This is a genomic window from Corynebacterium sp. HMSC074C05, from assembly GCF_001838325.1.
Classification (GTDB): domain Bacteria; phylum Actinomycetota; class Actinomycetes; order Mycobacteriales; family Mycobacteriaceae; genus Corynebacterium; species Corynebacterium amycolatum.
In genome coordinates this window covers 44,712-62,197 of sequence record NZ_KV836290.1, presented here as the reverse complement: position 1 = coordinate 62,197, position 17,486 = coordinate 44,712, and the positions used below count along the sequence as shown (strand labels likewise).

The window sequence follows — 17,486 nt, the reverse complement described above, 5'->3', positions numbered from 1 at the left end:
ACCCCCACCAAAGACACAAAACCCCAGGTAAGAGAACGAAAACCACCACAAGCCCCACTGGAGAATCTCTCCTAACGGTTCTAAAGCATCCAGAACCGAAGACTTGCGATGGTTTTCCGCGCCATGCGTTTAATGAGCACCGTGCGCTTAGCCATTAGCCATTAGCTATCGACCAGTGGCCAACGATCACTAGCTGACCCGTTCAACAGAAGCGCCGAGAGCGTTTAGTGTCTCTACGAAACCCGGGTAACCGCGATCAATGTGATAGACATCGTGCACCTCGGTGACGTCTCCCTCTTCAGTGCACAGCCCGGCCAGCACCAGACCGGCACCAGCGCGAATGTCCGAAGACCACACAGGTGCCGAACTCAGCGATTCCTTTCCGCGAATCATCACGTGGTGGCCATCGATAGTCGCGTCAGTGCCGAGGCGAATCATCTCGTCGACAAACCGGAAGCGCGACTCAAAAACGTTCTCGGTAAGCACTGACGTCCCTTCGGACACCGCGGACAGAGCAATGGCCATGGGCTGCATGTCCGTCGGAAAGCCTGGGTATGGCAGCGTTTGATAGTTCACACCCTGCGGACGCCCGTCCATATGCACGCGGAAGCCCTGCGGGTAGGTCTCGACCTGAGCGCCTGCGTTCTTCAGTTTTTCCAGAGGAAGATGCAGGTACTTAGGGTTGATACCAACGACCGTAATATCGCCGCCGGTCATTGCCGCAGCATAGGCCCAGGTCCCTGCGATAATTCGGTCGCCGACGACTTTGTGCTCAGTCGGGTGCAGCTTCTCGACGCCCTCAACCGTGATGGTGTTAGATCCCGCACCCGAGATCTTGGCACCCATCTCCACGAGCATCTCGCACAGGTCGACAATTTCGGGCTCACGGGCGGCGTTATCCAGCACAGTCGTACCTTCAGCTAGTACGGCCGCGGTCAGAATATTCTCGGTCGCGCCGACGGACGGGAAGTCCAGCTTGATGTTCGCCCCCTTGAGTCGCCCCGCCTCAGCCACCACGCAACCGTGGTGAATATAGGTGCGTGCACCCAATTTCTCCAGGCCAGCCTGATGCATGTCCAGCGGGCGGGAACCAATTGCGTCACCACCGGGCAGTGCGACAATCGCATTACGGGTACGCGCCGTCAGCGGCCCGAGCACACAAACCGAAGCGCGGAACTGGCGCACGGCATCGAAGTCAGCGTGATGCGAGAGTTCTTCGGGCACCGTGATTTCAATCCGGTCACCCTCACACGTCACGGAGCAACCAAGGCCTTCGAGGACTTTTTGCATCAATGGCACGTCGTCAATTTCAGGGCAGTTCGTCAGTACTGTCGTGCCCTCGGCGAGAAGCGCCGCACCCATCAGTTTCAGAACCGAGTTCTTCGCCCCGGAAATCTGAACCTGACCGTTTAGCGTCGCTCCGCCTTTAACCAGAAATCGCTCATTTCCCACTCCCCCAGCCAACCACATTTCGCAATATCGCGCTTAGGCTTGAGGCTATGAGCGTTCACCTAACCCGCATTTACACTCGCACCGGCGACGACGGCACCACCGGGTTGTCCGATTTCAGCCGCGTCCCCAAGGACGATTCCCGCCTCATCGCCTACGCCACGTGCGAAGAGGCCAACGCCGCACTCGGTCAGGCGCTCAGTTTCGGCACGCTTGACGACGAGGTGTCGGCTGTCATCCGCTACGTGCAGAATGATCTCTTTGATGCCGGAGCCGACCTGGCAACACCTATTGAAGAAAACCCGAAGTACCCGCCATTGCGTATCGAGCCGGATTACATCGAGCGACTCGAGCACTGGTGTGACCAGTTCAATGAGCAACTGCCAAAACTGGATTCCTTCATCCTCCCTGGAGGCACACCAGCCGCGGCACTGCTGCACACAGCTCGGGTGATTACTCGTCGGGCCGAGCGTGCGGCATGGGCTGCCTGCCGCGAGTTTCCCGAAACTACTTCAGTACTACCGGCGAAGTACCTCAATCGACTATCTGACCTACTGTTCATCCTTTCGCGGGTGGCCAATGCCGGAAACGACGTTAAGTGGGTCCCCGGTGGCGAACGCGAAGATGAGCGCCAAGAGGCCCTGGATGCGAAAAAGCGCCGCGCTCGCTAGCCAAGTTTGCTAGGAGCGCGGCGCTAGCCGCATGGCGGCTAAGAGTACCTAGAGCATCTGCGGGGTTGGACGCGGTGCCCGTCGTCAAGCGGTTTACGGCAGTGCGCCGATGCGACGGGCTGCGTTGACGGCCTCGTAGCGAGTATGGGCACCCAGCTTGCGCATTACGGAGCGGAGGTAGGACTTAACCGTCTCTGCACCGATGCCCATTTCTTCTGCGGCCTCGACGTTGGTGTGACCGAGGGCGACACAGGCGAGAACATCGAGCTCACGAGCCGACAACTTGGTGGTCTGCTTGACGCGAACCGGGGTGACCATCTGATCGCAGAGGACCTCGAGCTCCTGGCGCAGCTTCTCATCATCCACACGGTTAGCGAGCATGCGCAGCTTGGAGTGCGTGGAGCGAACCTGCTCCCACTCAGCGCCATTCATAATGCGGCCGCCCTTACCGTTGCCAGAGCGATCCATGTTGCGGCAGGCGTCGACGACAGCGAGGTCCTGCTCCAGGCAGCGGGCGGTCATTGTGACCTCTTCAAGAACCTTGTCCCCCAGACGCACCGAGGAGTGCACGCCACCGTAGAGCACGCCACGGACAAGACGCGAAACAATTACCGGCACGGCGACCAGCGAGTGCAGGCCTTCATCACGAATCTTGTCGTCATACTCGTGGGTAATAACTTTGGCGCGCAGGTAGTCACTGACACCCACCGGGCGGCGCGTGGCCAACACGCGACCACCGACACCCGCACCCGATTCCACAGTCAGATTCTGCAGGGCTGGGGTACGCAGGCCAACCCAGTTGTTGATCTGCATCTTCGAGTTATCGGTGACTTCCGCATACATTGTGACCGGAATACCAGTCGCATTCTTTAGGGCGACCAAGGACGACTTAATAACCTCATTGTCGTCCAGAATGCGGTGGGGATCCATCTCGCGTCCTCCTGCGTAACGGGCAAATTGCTTCACTGGTACCCACAGAGGCACCATCAGCCTGTGGCTTCGCGCCGACTTACACTCCTACGAAATGGTCAACTACCGCTCAGCGACTACTGACCCTTTCGGGGGCTGTAAACCGTACAAAGTAGATAGTACCCTCCGAACGGGTACACCTGCATTAAGGCATCCGTCACACAATCTTAGGAAACAACTAGGTTTCTCTACAAGTACGTAAAGAAAACACCAGGATAAATCCTGCCATTAGCCCCGCTGTCGCCAAATAGGCGCAAGGCAGGGGGTAACAATTTTTCCGCTAACAAACTGCGTGAATGTTGATAACGGAGGGTAATGAACAGCGTTTTACCCCCAATGCGGACATTTTCGAAAAAGACCTTCGCTTATTTAGTTCATTGCGCTATTGTTATCACTGCAACAGGTTTTGTTGAGTTCCATCTTTAATGCTACGTCCTCCACGTGGTTGTCCGAAGGTGGTGCACAGCAGACGCAAGAGGGAATCCGGTGCAATTCCGGAACTGTCCCGCAGCGGTAATCTGGAACAAAATTCGTCAACGGCACTGAGGTTATTTCAACCTTGGGAAGCGGCGAAAAGTAGGAAAATTGATAATAAGGTTCTGCACGTAAGCATCGAAGCAAGCGGCAGTCGTCATCCCCTTATTGTCGGTCACGCCAGGAAGTCCGAATACCTGCCTGATGCGCCGAGGACACTGCAAAGTGCCACGGCCACGGAGATCGCCCGCGGACAGGTGTGACGTGAAATGGAAGCGAAGAAATGCGACAGCTTCGCCTATATTTCTAGGCCTATCTTTATAGGCATTGCGCCCTACCCGCGGGCGTTTCTCTCATTTTTAGCGTGGTTTAGCTGCACATATCGATGAGCTATTCACCAACCAAACCGCTCGCCTAAACATCCTCTGGATGGAGCACATCTCGCCCAATCGCCTTGGAGACTACGGGCGCCCAAGGCAAAGCCAATCGAGCATGTTCGACCAACCGTCGATCGGCCAAAATTTCCTCTTTGGAGCCAACTCGCAGTTTGCCGTCGGCAAGCACTGCTGCCCGATCGGCGAAATTCCATGCGAAGTCGATGTCATGCGTGGCGACGACGACGGCTGTGCCCTGATCGCGCAATTGATCGAGCGTGTGTGCAAGCTTTCGGGTCGCCTGCGGATCGAGGCCGGCGGAGGGCTCGTCGAGAAGCAGGACGCGTGGGTGCATCGCCAGCGCGCCTGCGAGAGCGACGCGCTTGCGCTGACCATAGGAGAGCTGGTGCGGGACGCGTTCGGCGAGATCGGTGATTTCGGCGGTGCCTAGAGCCTCTCGGACGCGCCGCTCGACTTCCTCGTTCTCCAGCCCCAGGTTGACGGGACCGAAAGAGACATCTGCAAACACGCTAGCCGCGAAGATTTGCTCATCCGGATCCTGCGTGACCATCTGCACTGAGCGACGAACCGTATTGCGGCCGTGCCGGGAGTACTTGTAGGCGATGCCGTCAAGGCGAACCTCACCGCTATCGGGCTTAGACGCTCCCGCGAGCATACGCAACAGCGTGGACTTGCCAGAACCGTTTGCGCCCAATAGTGCTAGGCGCTCGCCACCCGAAATTGCCAGCTCCACGCCTTTCAGGACGTGGGTTTCTTCATAAGCGAATGTAACTGCGGCCGCTTCCACAATGGCGCCGCTGGCACCATCCACGCGATCAGCGCTATTTTTCCTGCTAATCGACATCCTTATACACCCCATTTCAGCAGCGCCCAGGCCGCAATCAACGACAAAAGTAAGGCACTGGATATCGCGAGGAACTTCGGCTGGCTCGGCCGCGAAATAACCAGTACTTTCATTGCGCTCGGATCGGCACGCAGCTCAATTCCCTCTTGCATCTTGCGGGCTCGAGCAAAAGCGATGACAAAGAGGCTGGCGGACTGCGCCGCGACATCACGAATCATCGCCCGGCGCGTGGAGTGCCCAAGACGTCGCGCTTGGGCTTCCGTCATTGAGCGCGCGGAGTGAATCAGCACGCCAGTCATCCGATAAATCACTTCAGCGAGGTACGTCAGGTATCGAGGCATGCCGCGCTTGTCGAGCCACGCAATGAGCTCCGAAATCGGAGTGGTCAGCGCAAAGACCATCGTGCAGCTGATACCCGCAAACGAACGCATCACAACCTGCGCCATTCGCTGCGGGCCATCCGGCGACCACGCGAGACCGTCGGGAGTAAGCGCTACCAAAATCGGAAACGCGCCGACGAGCACAAAAGCCGCCGGTGCCAGCACCATTGCCACATACAGCTTGCGGGGTACCCGGGCTATGTACGCAATAAACCAAGCAATGACCGCAATGACCGGAGCAAACGGAATTGGCGGAAGCGCAACCGCCAGAATCAACAGCCCACCGAGCAGCAGGATCTTTTCGCCCACGTTACGGCGTGCCCAAGCGCTGCGCGCCGCTGCGGCTTCTAGCGCATTCACTGCTCTTTCTCGCGCTTGTCTGAACGCGCAGCAGCCTTCCCTCGGTAGAAGCCAATAACGTAGAACAGGACGCCAGCACCGATAACGGCCTGGAGCGCGAACAGACCCGACTCGACCTCACCCGGCAGTTCGCCGACGAGTGGCTCGAACCACGGCTCGTAATTCGGGTCGATTTCCTGAATTGTCTCCGTAGCGGTGGCATCAGTGCCGGCGAACGGCTCGTCTGCGTCGTCGTCGCCGTAGTTGAAGAACAGCGGGAACATGGCAATTACGGCTACCAGGACAATGAGACCGACGCTGACCCACACGGAGTTCTTCTTCGGCTGGCTAGCTGCCTGTGCGTCGACAATCTGCGCGTTGTTTTTTGCATTCATAATCGTGCTCTCTTTCGCTTCTTTTCGCTTGACGACGGCTACTGCTTCTGGCCGGATACGGATGCAGCTGAAGCATTCTGCGAAGTGGCAGACCCTGCAACAGCGTTGGTCGTGGTGTCTGCAGCTTTCGCCTCCAGCGCCGGTGCCGGTGCATCGCCGAAGCGGGACAGGAAGCCGAGATCGAGGAGCTCAGTGTGTGCTACTGCCAGCAGGGTGCGCATGAGAATGACGGTGACCAGAGCCTCGATGATTGCCAGCGGAATTTGCGTGATAGCGAACAGGCCGAGGAATGTAGCCAGCGCGCCGCCAACACCGCCCGGGTTTGCCGGGTGCGCAAGAGCGAGCTGCATGGAGGTCACGACGTAGGTGGAGAGGTCAGCGAAGAACGCTGCCATAAACACACCTGGCAGCAGGCCTCCACCGAGCTTTCGAGTCGATACGTAGAAGGCGTAGCCGACCCACGGGCCGACGATTGCCATGGAGAAGATGTTCGCACCAAGCGTCGTAATGCCGCCGTGAGCGAGCAAGATTGCTTGGAAGAGCAACACGATGGAGCCAAGCAGCGCCATCACCGGAGGTTTGAAGATTACAGCACCAAAACCCGTACCTGTCGGGTGCGAAGTAGAACCCGTCACGGATGGAATCTTGATTGCGGAGAGCACGAAAGTAAACGCACCGGCAGCACCGAGCAGCATGCCGCTACCGGGATGCTCCTTCATAGTGCGCTTGGCTTGAACTGCGCCGTGAATGACAAAGGGAGCGGCAGCTACACCCCACCCAATGCAATGAGTAACTGGGAGAAATCCCTCAGCAATATGCATGATGTAAATCTTCTTTCTGCGGCACTATTCACCTCGACAGCACCGCTCGACCGCCAATACGCGGGTGCGAATTGGATGATTTACAGTCGGTCTCCTGGCTGATGGGCTGAGGAAAGCTGTTTTGCTTCCCAGTAATGCCCCGCCTCCCTTCCCCAAAGGCTTGATTCCCCTGAGTGGCTTAGACGACGCACCGCGATTGTCTGGCCCATTAGCTGCATCGTCGGTTATCGACGATAACCGCTGCGCAGACAACTGCCGCAATCGCGCCCAATCACAGTGGCGAGGGCCGCTGCCTATTTGCAAGGCATTCCCGTGCACCGTAAATCAAGTCCCAGAATAGTGGAATCTAAGAAACTTTAATGTTCTTTACCCTCACAATGGAGGTGAGGACTCTGGCCAAGGCAATGGCATGGCGTTAACGTGGCGGAGACAGGGCAAGTGCGGTGACAGAGGGCGGCTGCAACGGCGACCGCAACGGCGCCTGCGCAAGAATTAACAGCCCCCTTCCCCACGCCATTCCCAAAATAGACGAACTGGTCTGTACTAATTGCAGCATCAGGCGTACACTACGGCTACGTACGAAAACTCATTAGGAAGTCCTCTGTGATTTCCGGAATGGATAAGATTAATGACTATTTATAACGATGTCACTGAACTGATCGGCAACACCCCGCTGGTTAAGCTCAACCGTGTTACCGAGGGCCTGCCGGGCAACGTGATTGCCAAGCTGGAGTTTTACAACCCTGCCAACTCGGTCAAGGACCGCATCGGCAACGCAATTATCGATGCCGCCGAGCGCTCTGGCGAGCTCAAGCCGGGCGGAACCATCGTCGAGGGTACCTCGGGCAACACCGGTATCGCGCTGGCAATGGTCGGCGCAGCCCGCGGTTACAAGGTCATTCTCACTATGCCGGACACCATGAGCCAGGAGCGCCGCGTCGTTCTGCGCGCATTCGGCGCTGAGCTTGTACTCACCCCGGGCGCAGATGGCATGCGCGGTGCTGTCGATAAGGCCAACGAAATCGTGGCTAACACCGACAATGCAATCCTGGCTTCCCAGTTCGCCAACCCGGCCAACCCGGCTATCCACGAGGCAACCACTGGTGAAGAAATCTGGGAAGCTGCCGACGGCAAGGTTGATTACTTCGTGGCTGGTGTCGGCACCGGCGGCACCATTACCGGTGCTGGTCGCACGCTGAAGAAGCACAACTCGGACATCAAGCTGGTGGCCGTTGAGCCGAAGGCCTCCCCGCTGCTGACCGAGGGCACCGCCGGCCCGCATAAGATTCAGGGCCTGGGCGCAAACTTTGTCCCAGAGGTTCTCGATCAGGAGCTTCTCGACGAGATTATTGCGGTTACCAACGAGGACGCTATTGAGGTCTCCCGCAAGGTCGCTGCAGCCGAGGGCATCCTCGGCGGCATTTCCGCCGGTGCAAACATCAAGGCTGCTCTCGAGATTGCAGCCCGCCCGGAGGCTGAGGGCAAGAATATCGTCGTGATTGTCCCTGACTTCGGCGAGCGCTACGTCTCCTCCATCCTGTACGAGGACCTGCGCGACTAAAACCAAGCGCTATAAGCGCCCGTAACCTTCTCTGCAGAGCCCGCTAGCTGGCACTTTCCGTCGGCAAGCGGGTTTTTGCATTGCCGACACTTCCGACCAGATAGAATTGACGCCCATGAGTGACTTTTTCCGAATCCTCAAAGAGGATCTGGACAATGCCCGTGCGCATGACCCAGCTGCTCGCAGTGATGTAGAAAATGCCATTGTCTACTCCGGTCTACACGCAATCTGGATTCACCGATTCTCGCACCGCCTCTGGAAACGAGGCGGGATTTTCAAGGGCATTGCACGAGTACTCGCACAGTTTTCCCGTTGGCTGACTGGTATTGAGATTCACCCGGGCGCTCAAATTGGCCGGAGGTTTTTCATCGACCACGGCATGGGCATCGTCATTGGTGAAACTGCAGAGATCGGTGACGGCTGCATGCTCTACCACGGCGTGACACTCGGCGGCCGCTCACTGGAGAAGGTAAAACGCCACCCAACTCTGGAGGACAACGTCACCGTCGGGGCAGGCGCGAAAGTCCTTGGCCCGATCACAATTGGTGCTGGCTCGTCGATTGGCGCCAACTCCGTGGTCACCCACAGCTGCCCACCCGATTCCATCGTGATAGGAATTCCGGGCCGCGTACGCCCTGCCAAGCCCGGCGAACACAAGCCGTTGTGCGATCCGGCGGTGTACGTCCAGGGTGACGGGGACTTCATCTAGCTCGACCCTAAAACTAGTTCTACATACATAAGCCGACCGGCTGCTCTTGCTATCGTGAGCAGCCGGTCGGTTTCTTTATGCGTTCTTTGCCCTTCAGCGACTAGTCAGCCAGTAGATCCTGGTATTCCGGGTTTTTCTCGACGAAGTTGGCAACAGCGGAGCAGCTGGTGCGAATCTTGCGGTTGTTCTTCCGAACATCATCCAGCGCGCCTGCGATAAGCGGCTTGGACAGACCCTGTCCACGGAATTTGCCATCTACTACCGTGTGGTCAAAATCCAGGGCACCTTCCACCGGGGTGTAAGCGGCAAAGCCGGCCTCTTCTCCCTCTACGGTGAGAACGTAGCGCTGACCGGCCTCATCATGCGAAATAGTGTGTGCCATTTTCGGAATCACTTCCCTCTCGTGGTTGTGAAGCGTCGTCATTGCAAACGACTCTTAGGATGTAACCCAGATAACAGCTCGCGCTTCGGATTAATTCCGAATCCTGGCTAATTCTGCACTAGCGGAGGTTCGCCCGGGTGCTCGTCGGCACGCCCGACAGCGACACGGCACGGGACATCGCCCTTCGCGACCTTAGCCGCAGCCTCACCTTCTGCCCACCCCGGACTGACGGCCTCAGCGAGCGGGCCTGCCAAATCCGCCATTTCGCAGTGAGAAAGCCCCGGAGCCACCACACTGATGCGATAACGCTTCCGATCCCCCGGATCCATGCCTGGGTTGGCCTCCGCCCACAAATCAGCGAGCGAAGAGGTGCGCCCCACATCGGGCATGACATCCTCGTAGACGTTGACTTCCTGATCCGGAATCAGTTCCGCGAGCACCCCACGAACCTTCTCAGCAGCCGATTGGCTGCCCTCAGCATCCGTGTAGACGAAGATGCGCACGACCCACGGCAGCGTCTTATCGTGGGACAGCGTTCCTGCTGAGGCGAATTCCTTACTCATGCACAACATCCTATCCGCTAGGGTGTGTACGCGGTTTAATTTCCCCCACTTTAAGGTTTTCGCACGGCTCAATGCACTTTGCTTTACGACGATTCCCGCGACAAACACCTGGTAAAAACAAAGAATCCCCAGTCCGTTTCCGGACTGGGGATTAATTGTGGCCAGAAGCGGGATCGAACCGCTGACCTTCCACTTTTCAGGCGGACGCTCTACCGACTGAGCTATCTGGCCAGACTTGAAATTAATCAAGTGGCGACCCTGACGGGACTTGAACCCGCGACCTCCGCCGTGACAGGGCGGCGCGCTAACCAACTGCGCCACAGGGCCTTAAATGCCGCGCTCAGCTTTCTGGATTACCAGCGCTGCGCACGAGTTGTTACTCTACAGAACAGCGCTAAACATAAGCAAATCGCCAGTTCATGGCAGATATTTTAAGTTGAAAACTGACATCTGGACCCCGGGGCTCGGGGCAACCTAGACTGTGGCGCCCCGGTGGCAGCGACGGGTTAACAGACAAAAGTATGTCCGCTCAGCATGTCGCAGGGTGGACGCTTTTTGCCACTTAGCCCTTAATGCGAGTTACTGACTGCGTTTATGTCTGGCGGCGTTGGGTCGATGCGAGTTACTGACTACGTTTATGACAAATATGGCCTGAAAAATGGCCTGGAAGTGTCATAAACTCGCACAGTTTCACATTTGCAGCCCGCATTCGCTTGTGCAGCCCGCAATCTTTCGGACTGTCAGTTTTGCTACTTAACCCCGGGTTATGGAGCTGCCGCAGTTGGGGGCTGACCAGTCACTATCTTGAGAATCAAACACACTTTTTACCCCCCACACACCGACGCCCGGCGCACCACTAACCAAAAGCAAAAACACCAGCTCCAACCGGAACTGGTGTTTAGAATTGCGACCCTGACGGGACTTGAACCCGCGACCTCCGCCGTGACAGGGCGGCGCGCTAACCAACTGCGCCACAGGGCCATCATGATTTTTCGTGGTACTCCCAACGGGATTCGAACCCGTGTTGCCGCCGTGAAAGGGCGGAGTCCTAGGCCTCTAGACGATGGGAGCCCGACTTGACGCTGCAAAGAGCTGGCCACTCAATGACACATTCCGCGTACGTCTGCAGTGCATGAACACTGCATTTGCGCGCGCTCTTGGCAACGTAAAGAACTATAGAGGATAAGTACCCTTTTCCCAAAATCCACAGCTGAACTGGGATTTCTTAGCTATTTACGAAAGCACTATTAGCGCTCCGATAAGCTCGTCACTATGGCAACTCCGGATTTCATTGTTCAGCTCCGCGAAAAAATAGGCCACGCTCCGCTATGGCTCCCCGGTGTCACAGCTGTCGTCATTCGCGATGTTCCGCCGGATGCACCGATGTACGCCCTGCCCGAGGTATTGCTGGTTCGCCGCTCCGATAATGGGGAATGGACTCCAGTTACCGGAATCATCGACCCGAACGAGCAGCCTCACGACGCCGCCGTGCGGGAGGTAAAGGAAGAAACTGGACTCGATGTCACAGTCGAGGCCCTGCTCGGCACCGGCGCCGTCGGCCCTGTCGAATACCCCAATGGCGATGTCACCTCTTACGTGGATATCGCCATGCGCTGCAGTGTTGTCGGCGACGACGTCCCCCATGTCGCTGACGACGAATCGACCGAAGTCGGATGGTTTCAGATCTCACAGATGCCACCTATGAAGCCACGCTTCCGTCTAATAGTCGCCGATGCTGTCGCGCAGCTCAAGCACCCCGCGGGCTTCAAGCCGCGAATGGGTTACCACAAGCGGGAGAAGTAGCTGCCGCGAAAGGGCAAAACAGGCAAGATACGACAAAACCCCAGGCTGTTAATGACCTGGGGTTTTGCGTGCTTGTGGGCCCTGCGGGGCTCGAACCCGCGACCTGCGGATTAAAAGTCCGTAGCTCTACCAACTGAGCTAAAGGCCCGCGCAAGAAAATAGCCTAGCAATTGCGCGCCAACTTTTAATAATCACCCCACACTTGCGACGGAACTACTGAAACACTCGTGGGATAAATGAGCGCAGTCAAACGCACGACCAATCCAACCGGCCGACCAAAACAGATTCGAAAACGGCAGTTCAGCGTGACACAATACTGTACGTGTTAGATACCTCCACGAGTCCACTCAGCGCCGCCAAGCCCGCCGATGCCACGTCCGCGCACATGCACATCGGCCCCTTTGAGCTCGCTTCCCCCGTGGTACTCGCTCCGATGGCCGGTGTCACCAATGTGGCATTCCGCACGCTGTGCCGCGAGCAGGAGCTGCAGCGTACAGGCACGGTCTCCGGCCTCTATGTCTGCGAAATGGTCACCGCGCAAGCACTGGTCGAGCGCAACGAGAAGACCATGCACATGACAACCTTCGCGCCCGACGAAAACCCGCGCAGCCTGCAGCTCTACACCACTGACCCGAAGTGGACCTACGAGGCCGCGAAGATGATTGTCGACGAAAACCTCGCCGACCACATCGATATGAACTTCGGCTGCCCGGTACCTAAGGTCACCCGCAAGGGCGGCGGCTCGGCACTGCCGTATAAGCGCCGCCTCTTCGGCAACATCGTCGCCGCTGCCGTCAAGGCCACGGAGGGCACCGACATCCCGGTGACCGTGAAGTTCCGCGTCGGTATCGACGACGAGCACCACACGCATCTCGATGTCGGCCGCATCGCCGCCGAGATGGGTGCCCAGGCTGTGGCTCTGCACGCCCGCACTGCGGCGCAGCGCTACTCCGGTCACGCCGACTGGTCGCAGATTGCGCGGTTGAAGGAGCACATGGTCGACTCCGGCTTCAGCAATATCCCGGTGCTTGGCAACGGCGACATCTTCGCCTCCACCGATGCCCGCAAGATGCTCGACGAGACCGGCTGCGACGGTGTCGTCGTCGGTCGCGGCTGCCTTGGTCGCCCGTGGCTATTCGCGCAGTTGTCCGCCGAGCTGCGTGGCAAAGAAGTGCCGCCGGCACCAACATTTGGTGAGGTCGCGGGGATTATCCGTCGTCACGCGGAACTACTCGTGGAGCACGAGGGAGAACGTAAGGGCTGCCGCGACCTGCGCAAGCACATCGCCTGGTACTTGCGGGGATACCCGGCAGGCGGTGAGGTGCGCAAGTCTCTCGCACGCGTCGATTCGCTGGCAACGCTCGACGAAATTCTCACGCCGCTTTACGACGGCCCCAGCGCCCACGCCCGCCCGGAGGACGCCGACGGCGCCCGCGGCCGACAGGGATCCCCTGCAAAGGTGGTCTTACCGGAGGGCTGGCTGGACGACCCGGAGGACGACACCGTGCCTGAGGGCGCGGAGATTATGCACTCCGGTGGCTAAGCTTCGGTTCTGAGCGAGTGTTTACATAACTTTACGAGGGGTAATTGGGGGTTCCCCACTAACGCGCGACCTTGTTGAGGATTGCCTACTATGGAACGCATGCGCACTGTCTACCGAGAACAAATGGACAACTTGGCCCACAGCCTGATTGTGATGTGTGACCGAGTTGGATCCATGCACAAGCTTGCGAACAAGGCCCTCTTTGAGGCTGATTTAGTCTCGGCTGAAACCGTTCTTTCCCAGATTGATTCTCTCGAGGACCTGCGCCAGGATGCGGAGCAGCGAGCCTTTGAGCTGTTGGCACGCGAAGCTCCTGTAGCTGGTGACCTCCGGCAGATTGTCAGTGGCCTCTACATTGTCGAGGACATCTCCCGCATGGGCGCGTTGAGTGTGCATATTGCCAACGTTGCCCGACGTCGCCACCCGAACAAGGCACTGCCGGAGCCCGTGGAGGGATTTTTCCGCGAGATGGCAACTGTATCTGAGCAGATGACGCACGAAACCCGTCAGGTGCTCATCGACTACAACGTTGACCAGGCATTGGCCTTAGATAAGACTGATGACAGCATCGACGACATCCACCAGCACCTGTTTACGCTGACCAACGACGATAATTGGCCACACACCCCTGCGCAGACGGTGGATGTCACCCTGCTGAGTCGCTTCTACGAGCGCTACGCGGATCACGCCGTCGAGGTTGCAGCCCGGATTGTTTACCTGGCCACCGGTTACAAGCGCGATGTCTACCTGGACAAGCTTGAGGACGAGCGCGACCAGCGCAGCTTTAACCAACGCCTGCAGGCCTTGGAGCGTCACCTGCGGATGTAGGTTCGTGGAGTTGCAGGCTGCTGGGCTAGGTGTTGGGTTGCTCAGGGGACTGGGTGTTGGGCCGCTGAGCTGGGCTGGGTGTTGGACTGCTCGGCGGGTTTCAGGCCGGAGTGGAGCCGTTTTTAAGTCACACCAGGCTAAACACCGCCCCACCCAAACACCGCCCCACCCCGAGAAAGTGACTAGGTTTATGACACTTTACTGCGAGTAAACGCTATTCATCTGACATAAACCTAGTCAGTAACTGTTTGATCCCGCCACAAAAACTGTGTGCCCCGGCACAAAACACCTCCGCGGTTAGACAATCGGGTGGCAAAACATGTGCTCGACATAGCAATCTCATAAACCGCAACAACAAAAAGAGCCCCGTACCTCGCGTGCACACGCGTGAGGTACGGGGCTCTTACTTTTTGATTATTTTGGCCATTAAGGCATACGCAAAGCGTTTAGCCGAAGCGACCGGAGATGTAGTCCTCGGTTTCCTTCTTGTCCGGATTCTCGAAGATCTTCTTGGTCGGGCCAACCTCGACCAGGCGACCCGGTTTACCGGTTGCCTCGAGGGAGAAGAATGCGGTCTGATCGGACACACGAGCTGCCTGCTGCATGTTGTGGGTCACGATGACGATGGTGAATTCTTCCTTCAGCTCGTGAATCAGGTCCTCGATTGCCAGGGTGGAAATCGGGTCCAGTGCGGAACATGGCTCGTCCATCAGCAGAACTTCCGGCTCAACTGCAATTGCGCGTGCGATGCACAGACGCTGCTGCTGACCACCGGAAAGGCCGCCGCCCGGCTTGTCCAGGCGGTCCTTGACCTCATCCCAGAGGTTGGCGCCGCGCAGGGACTTCTCGGCAACCTCCTGGAGACGAGCCTTGTTCTTAACACCGGCCAACTTCAGGCCAGCCACGACATTGTCCTCGATGGACATGGTCGGGAACGGGTTCGGACGCTGGAACACCATACCGATGGTGTTACGAACGGAGACCGGGTCAATCTTCGGGCCATAGATGTTTTCGCCGTCGAGAAGCACCTCGCCAGTGACGTAGGCACCCGGGATGACCTCGTGCATACGGTTCAGCGAACGGAGCACGGTGGACTTACCACAGCCGGACGGGCCAATGAATGCGGTAACGGAACGCGGCGGGACGTGCAGGTCGACGTTCTGCACAGCGTGGAAATCGCCGTAGTAGATGTTGACATCGTTAAGATCTAGGCGCTTAGCCATGGTCTTTCAAAAACCTTCCTTGAAATAGCGGACGTTAGGCGCCCAGCATTAACTGCTCTTGACGGAGAACTTGGCGGATACGACGCGCGCCAGGATATTGATGAGGGCAATGATGAGAACCAGCGTGAGCGCTGCGCCCCACATCTTGTCGAATGCCGCACCGGTATTACCGGCCTTGTACATGTCCAGCATGAACAGTGGCAGCGAGGACTGCGACTGGCCGAACGGGTTGTAGGTAATGATTCGCGAGGTTGCAACCAGAATCAGCATCGGTGCGGACTCACCCATAACGCGGGCGACGGCCAGCATGATGCCGGTGACGATGCCCGACAGTGCGGTCGGGAGCACAATCTTCAAAATGGTCTTCCACTTCGGAACACCCAGAGCGTAAGAGGCTTCACGCAACTCGTGCGGAACGATGCGCAACATTTCCTCGGTGTTGCGGACCACGATTGGCAGCATCAGCAGAACCAGCGCCAGCGAGACGGCGAAGCCGGAGCGGCTCATGCCGAACATGACCACCCACATCGAGTAGATGAACAGCGACGCAACGATCGACGGCACACCGGAGAGGATGTCGACCATGAAGGTGGTGACCTTGCCCAAGCGGGAGTTACCTGCGTACTCGACCAAGTAGATGGCGACGAAGATGCCGAACGGCACGGTCATGAGAGTTGTGACCAGAGCCTGAACCAAGGTACCGACGATTGCGTGAGCAACACCGCCGGCAGACGCACCAACGGTGACACCGCGCTGGGAAGCAGTCCACCACTCACCACTCAGCAGTGACGGGGTACCTCGGACGACAAGCTCAAAGAGAACCCACACCAGCGGGATTAGGGCAAGAGCCATGCAGCAGTAAATGAGGACCGTGGAGACGTTGTCCGCTACCTTGCGGGAGCCCTTAATCTGGGTGAATGCCGACTCCGTGGTGGGGACCATGTCTGCGGGGCCGTGAGGCGAAGAATCAGTAGTTGAACTAGTCATTGTTACTTCTCGTTTCTTTTCCTACGACCTTGCTACTTCTTCGCAATGATTCGGGCTGCGGAGTTGACCACGAAGGTCAGCAAGAACAGCACCAAACCTGCGGACATGTATGCGCCGGCCTTGAGGTTGTCATTGAACTCCGGTGCCGCATTGGCAATCGCGGTTGCGAAGGTGGTACCGCCGTCGAAAAGCGAACCACGGAATGCCGAAGACGGGGAGATCACGAGGTACAGAGCCATCGTCTCACCGAGGGCACGTCCCAGACCCAGCATCGAGCCAGAGATAAAGCCAGAACGACCGAATGGCAGAATAGCCAGCTTGACCATCTCCCAACGGGTCGCACCGAGAGCCAGCGATGCCTCAATGTGACCACGCGGGGTCTGAACAAAGACCTCACGGGTGGTAGCCGCGATAACCGGCAGAATCATAATTGCTAGCACAATGCCACCGGTGAAGAGGTTTCGACCGGTCTCGAAGGCCGGTGAGTTTGGGTACAGGGCAAACATCGGGATAAAGCCCAGTGTCTTAGCCAACCACCCGTACAGACCGGCCAATGCCGGACCGAGAGCCATAAAGCCCCACAGACCGTAAACAATCGACGGCACTGCGGCCAGCAAATCCACGAGGTATCCCAGCGGCTTGACCATCTTCTTTGGAGCATAGGCAGTCAGGAAGATGGCAATACCCAGCGCAACCGGCATCGCCAGAATCAGCGCCAGGATGGAAACCGCGACGGTCACCAGAAACATGTTCGGAATACCGAAGTACATGGCGGAGGTATCCGCCAGGTTCCATCGTTCGGTGTAGGTGAAGAAGTTCGCTTCGTTACGGGACATCGCCGGAACTGCGCGCAGGAGCAGGAACACTGCAATTGCGATGATGGCAGCAGTCACCAATGCGGAAGATCCTACCGCCAGAATCTTGAAGATTCGGTCACCAGGACGAACAACGCCGGACTGAATGGCTTGCTCTTCCGAGCTCTCGTCGCCGGAGGAATCCACCTGCGGTGCTGAGGACTGCAACAGACTGCTGTCTACAGCCTCCTGCTTCCCTTCAATGGGAGTCGAGGAACTCATGATCTCATTTCCTAAGTAGAAGTGATTTGTGCTTCAACGCACATGAAGACCGATTGGCCTCAGTACCCCTCTAC

At 57.8% G+C, this 17,486-nt stretch carries 17 protein-coding genes, 5 tRNA genes and 2 riboswitches; of the genes, 6 read left to right on the top strand and 16 right to left on the bottom strand.

Features of this window, described 5'->3' with window-relative positions:
- Positions 1–189: 189 nt before the first annotated feature.
- On the bottom strand, positions 190–1,452 hold the full coding sequence (gene murA, locus HMPREF3042_RS05440; protein ID WP_246822334.1) for a UDP-N-acetylglucosamine 1-carboxyvinyltransferase: 1,263 nt from the start codon (positions 1,450–1,452) through the stop codon (positions 190–192).
- 47 nt (positions 1,453–1,499) lie between these two features.
- Between murA and HMPREF3042_RS05435 the strand changes: the two genes are divergently transcribed.
- A complete protein-coding gene (locus HMPREF3042_RS05435) occupies positions 1,500–2,120 on the top strand; it encodes a cob(I)yrinic acid a,c-diamide adenosyltransferase (protein WP_016421359.1) in 621 nt (206 codons plus the stop codon).
- Between the two features lie 93 nt (positions 2,121–2,213).
- Here HMPREF3042_RS05435 and ramA read toward each other — a convergent pair whose 3' ends face one another.
- From ramA to HMPREF3042_RS05410, 5 genes are all read right to left on the bottom strand, one after another.
- Positions 2,214–3,050, bottom strand: a complete 837-nt coding sequence (ramA, locus tag HMPREF3042_RS05430; protein WP_005511953.1) for an acetate metabolism transcriptional regulator RamA — start codon at positions 3,048–3,050, stop codon at positions 2,214–2,216.
- 475 nt (positions 3,051–3,525) lie between these two features.
- Positions 3,526–3,783: riboswitch (cobalamin riboswitch) on the top strand.
- Positions 3,784–3,977: 194 nt separating this feature from the next.
- A complete protein-coding gene (locus HMPREF3042_RS05425) occupies positions 3,978–4,802 on the bottom strand; it encodes an energy-coupling factor ABC transporter ATP-binding protein (protein WP_070856394.1) in 825 nt (274 codons plus the stop codon).
- A gap of 2 nt (positions 4,803–4,804) precedes the next feature.
- The gene (gene cbiQ, locus HMPREF3042_RS05420) at positions 4,805–5,542 is read right to left on the bottom strand and encodes a cobalt ECF transporter T component CbiQ (RefSeq protein ID WP_070856392.1); all 738 of its coding nucleotides are present in this window, start codon (positions 5,540–5,542) and stop codon (positions 4,805–4,807) included.
- Positions 5,539–5,916, bottom strand: a complete 378-nt coding sequence (locus HMPREF3042_RS05415; RefSeq protein ID WP_016421362.1) for an energy-coupling factor ABC transporter substrate-binding protein — start codon at positions 5,914–5,916, stop codon at positions 5,539–5,541. Before HMPREF3042_RS05415 ends, cbiQ begins: the two co-directional genes overlap by 4 nt.
- Positions 5,917–5,954: 38 nt before the next feature.
- The gene (locus HMPREF3042_RS05410) at positions 5,955–6,737 is read right to left on the bottom strand and encodes an energy-coupling factor ABC transporter permease (protein ID WP_070856390.1); all 783 of its coding nucleotides are present in this window, start codon (positions 6,735–6,737) and stop codon (positions 5,955–5,957) included.
- Between the two features lie 66 nt (positions 6,738–6,803).
- Positions 6,804–7,074: riboswitch (cobalamin riboswitch) on the bottom strand.
- Positions 7,075–7,365: 291 nt separating this feature from the next.
- On the opposite strand from HMPREF3042_RS05410, the gene cysK reads away from it, so the two are divergent.
- Positions 7,366–8,298, top strand: coding sequence for a cysteine synthase A (gene cysK / locus HMPREF3042_RS05405; protein WP_016421364.1), 933 nt, complete (start codon positions 7,366–7,368; stop codon positions 8,296–8,298).
- A gap of 115 nt (positions 8,299–8,413) precedes the next feature.
- The gene (gene epsC, locus HMPREF3042_RS05400; protein WP_016421365.1) at positions 8,414–9,007 is read left to right on the top strand and encodes a serine O-acetyltransferase EpsC; all 594 of its coding nucleotides are present in this window, start codon (positions 8,414–8,416) and stop codon (positions 9,005–9,007) included.
- A 100-nt stretch (positions 9,008–9,107) separates the two neighbouring features.
- On the opposite strand, the gene HMPREF3042_RS05395 is transcribed toward epsC, so the two are convergent.
- The 6 genes from HMPREF3042_RS05395 to HMPREF3042_RS05370 form a co-directional block, all read right to left on the bottom strand.
- Positions 9,108–9,389, bottom strand: a complete 282-nt coding sequence (locus tag HMPREF3042_RS05395; protein ID WP_042388192.1) for a GNAT family N-acetyltransferase — start codon at positions 9,387–9,389, stop codon at positions 9,108–9,110.
- A 107-nt stretch (positions 9,390–9,496) separates the two neighbouring features.
- Positions 9,497–9,952, bottom strand: coding sequence for a hypothetical protein (locus HMPREF3042_RS05390; protein WP_038626465.1), 456 nt, complete (start codon positions 9,950–9,952; stop codon positions 9,497–9,499).
- A 158-nt stretch (positions 9,953–10,110) separates the two neighbouring features.
- Positions 10,111–10,183 (bottom strand) — tRNA-Phe (locus HMPREF3042_RS05385).
- 19 nt (positions 10,184–10,202) lie between these two features.
- Positions 10,203–10,279 (bottom strand) — tRNA-Asp (locus tag HMPREF3042_RS05380).
- Between the two features lie 580 nt (positions 10,280–10,859).
- A tRNA-Asp gene (locus HMPREF3042_RS05375) sits at positions 10,860–10,933 on the bottom strand.
- 14 nt (positions 10,934–10,947) lie between these two features.
- Positions 10,948–11,023 (bottom strand) — tRNA-Glu (locus tag HMPREF3042_RS05370).
- Between the two features lie 201 nt (positions 11,024–11,224).
- Here HMPREF3042_RS05370 and HMPREF3042_RS05365 point away from each other — a divergent pair.
- A complete protein-coding gene (locus HMPREF3042_RS05365; protein WP_070856388.1) occupies positions 11,225–11,755 on the top strand; it encodes an NUDIX hydrolase in 531 nt (176 codons plus the stop codon).
- Positions 11,756–11,830: 75 nt separating this feature from the next.
- On the opposite strand, the gene HMPREF3042_RS05360 is transcribed toward HMPREF3042_RS05365, so the two are convergent.
- Positions 11,831–11,903: transfer RNA gene (locus tag HMPREF3042_RS05360), tRNA-Lys, on the bottom strand.
- Positions 11,904–12,140: 237 nt separating this feature from the next.
- On the opposite strand from HMPREF3042_RS05360, the gene dusB reads away from it, so the two are divergent.
- Positions 12,141–13,298, top strand: coding sequence for a tRNA dihydrouridine synthase DusB (dusB, locus tag HMPREF3042_RS05355; protein WP_070856406.1), 1,158 nt, complete (start codon positions 12,141–12,143; stop codon positions 13,296–13,298).
- A gap of 90 nt (positions 13,299–13,388) precedes the next feature.
- Positions 13,389–14,126, top strand: a complete 738-nt coding sequence (phoU, locus tag HMPREF3042_RS05350) for a phosphate signaling complex protein PhoU (RefSeq protein ID WP_080972852.1) — start codon at positions 13,389–13,391, stop codon at positions 14,124–14,126.
- Between the two features lie 446 nt (positions 14,127–14,572).
- Here phoU and pstB read toward each other — a convergent pair whose 3' ends face one another.
- The 3 genes from pstB to pstC all read right to left on the bottom strand — a co-directional run bounded on the left by pstB (position 14,573) and on the right by pstC (position 17,412).
- Positions 14,573–15,349, bottom strand: coding sequence for a phosphate ABC transporter ATP-binding protein PstB (gene pstB, locus HMPREF3042_RS05345; RefSeq protein WP_049193811.1), 777 nt, complete (start codon positions 15,347–15,349; stop codon positions 14,573–14,575).
- 48 nt (positions 15,350–15,397) lie between these two features.
- Complete coding sequence (gene pstA / locus HMPREF3042_RS05340) at positions 15,398–16,291, bottom strand: phosphate ABC transporter permease PstA (protein WP_049181148.1); 894 nt, start codon at positions 16,289–16,291, stop codon at positions 15,398–15,400.
- Positions 16,292–16,368: 77 nt separating this feature from the next.
- A complete protein-coding gene (pstC, locus tag HMPREF3042_RS05335) occupies positions 16,369–17,412 on the bottom strand; it encodes a phosphate ABC transporter permease subunit PstC (RefSeq protein WP_049181149.1) in 1,044 nt (347 codons plus the stop codon).
- Between the last annotated feature and the right edge of the window lie 74 nt (positions 17,413–17,486).

Excerpts from the sequence above, each read along its gene's own strand:
- HMPREF3042_RS05435 (WP_016421359.1), top strand. The coding sequence starts at position 1,500 with ATGAGCGTTCACCTAACCCGCATTTACACTCGCACCGGCGACGACGGC.
- ramA (WP_005511953.1), bottom strand. The coding sequence starts at position 3,050 with ATGGATCCCCACCGCATTCTGGACGACAATGAGGTTATTAAGTCGTCC.
- HMPREF3042_RS05425 (WP_070856394.1), bottom strand. The coding sequence starts at position 4,802 with ATGTCGATTAGCAGGAAAAATAGCGCTGATCGCGTGGATGGTGCCAGC.
- HMPREF3042_RS05415 (WP_016421362.1), bottom strand. The coding sequence starts at position 5,916 with ATGAATGCAAAAAACAACGCGCAGATTGTCGACGCACAGGCAGCTAGC.
- HMPREF3042_RS05410 (WP_070856390.1), bottom strand. The coding sequence starts at position 6,737 with ATGCATATTGCTGAGGGATTTCTCCCAGTTACTCATTGCATTGGGTGG.
- cysK (WP_016421364.1), top strand. The coding sequence starts at position 7,366 with ATGACTATTTATAACGATGTCACTGAACTGATCGGCAACACCCCGCTG.
- epsC (WP_016421365.1), top strand. The coding sequence starts at position 8,414 with ATGAGTGACTTTTTCCGAATCCTCAAAGAGGATCTGGACAATGCCCGT.
- HMPREF3042_RS05395 (WP_042388192.1), bottom strand. The coding sequence starts at position 9,389 with ATGGCACACACTATTTCGCATGATGAGGCCGGTCAGCGCTACGTTCTC.
- HMPREF3042_RS05390 (WP_038626465.1), bottom strand. The coding sequence starts at position 9,952 with ATGAGTAAGGAATTCGCCTCAGCAGGAACGCTGTCCCACGATAAGACG.
- HMPREF3042_RS05365 (WP_070856388.1), top strand. The coding sequence starts at position 11,225 with ATGGCAACTCCGGATTTCATTGTTCAGCTCCGCGAAAAAATAGGCCAC.
- dusB (WP_070856406.1), top strand. The coding sequence starts at position 12,141 with ATGCACATCGGCCCCTTTGAGCTCGCTTCCCCCGTGGTACTCGCTCCG.
- phoU (WP_080972852.1), top strand. The coding sequence starts at position 13,389 with ATGGAACGCATGCGCACTGTCTACCGAGAACAAATGGACAACTTGGCC.
- pstB (WP_049193811.1), bottom strand. The coding sequence starts at position 15,349 with ATGGCTAAGCGCCTAGATCTTAACGATGTCAACATCTACTACGGCGAT.
- pstA (WP_049181148.1), bottom strand. The coding sequence starts at position 16,291 with ATGGTCCCCACCACGGAGTCGGCATTCACCCAGATTAAGGGCTCCCGC.
- pstC (WP_049181149.1), bottom strand. The coding sequence starts at position 17,412 with ATGAGTTCCTCGACTCCCATTGAAGGGAAGCAGGAGGCTGTAGACAGC.